Genomic DNA, 1,257 nt, shown 5'->3' on the forward strand with positions numbered 1-1,257 from the left:
ATATCATCACTTAGAACATGAATTTAAAAATGACGTTCGTGAGTTTTTTACTCACCAACGTCATTTATTGTACAACCTTAAATTATTGTTAACTATTTGCACAACAGTAATAATAAGTCATCAATTCTTCTTAACTTCTTTTCGATATTTAGATGGCGTTTTATTAGTAAAACGTTTAAACGATTGTGTGAAGAAAGATTGAGAAGAGAAACCTACAATTTCAGAGATCGATGCAATACTATAGTTAGTAGTCTCTAAAAGTAGTTTAGCCTCTCTAACACGAACTTTTTGTAGATATTCAATTGGGGAAACACCAATGTCTTTTTTGAATGAATGGGCTAAATAAAATTTATTAATATGTCCAATTTCAGCTAACGAATCTAGTGAAATATCTTCTCGATAATTTTGATTTAAATAATGTTGAATGAGCGACACAGACCTATTGAGATTTTTAGTTTCTGTCTTAGTCAGCGTGAACTTCTTATCACGCCTTAATTTAACGATTAATATTTCAAGGATATTTTGACAGATGATTTCATAATTCTCATCACTTTGTTTCATTTCATTTAATAACTTACTTAGGTAAAATAATATGTCTTTTTGATCTCCACGGTAAGTGTACAATCCCATTTGCGATTCTTTTTCCTCTGGAAGAGAAAAGGATAAGCCCTCAATGCCTAAAGCTATATACTCTAGTGAGTCATGTGAATTAGATTTTTCCGTATGTTCCACATTAGGGTTAATAATGACTAAATCGTTTTCTTTTACAGGGATGTCTTGGTTTTGAAGTAAGATGACTCCTTTACCTTTAACGATATAAAACAGTTCTGTGAAATGATGGGTATGTTTCGTGCTGTGCCAGCCTTTATCATACGTTGTATGTGTTATATACAATAGTTTGAAAGGCATTTTTTTTATGTCTTGATTTGCCATTCGATACACCTCATAAGACAAATCATTCGCCCCCATTCAATCGATCTAGTATAAATAAATTAATTTTAACTCAACGTAATATAAAAAGCAATATACATAAAAAAGTAAACAAGATTCTTATTGTGTAAACGTTTTAATTTGGGATAAGATGAAGGCATTAGGGGGAAGCTATCAACTTAAACAAGCTGTGGAGAGAGAAAAATTTTGAATGGTAAGTAGATTATTTTAAGATTCTATATGATTAAAAAAGGGGTGTACGCTATGAATAAAAAAGGATCAAGAAATATATTTATTGCGGTTTGTGTAGCACCAGCATTACTTTTA

1 protein-coding gene is annotated in these 1,257 nt (G+C 30.8%); it reads right to left on the reverse strand.

All coding sequences use genetic code 11. From position 1 onward, the window contains the following. Nucleotides 1-120: 120 nt before the first annotated feature. A complete protein-coding gene (locus ACH6CY_RS15660; protein WP_374068238.1) occupies nt 121-954 on the reverse strand; it encodes an AraC family transcriptional regulator in 834 nt (277 codons plus the stop codon). Nucleotides 955-1,257: the final 303 nt, after the last annotated feature.

It is taken from the genome of Paraliobacillus sp. JSM ZJ581 (assembly GCF_044383835.1).
In the GTDB taxonomy this organism is placed as follows: domain Bacteria; phylum Bacillota; class Bacilli; order Bacillales; family Amphibacillaceae; genus Paraliobacillus.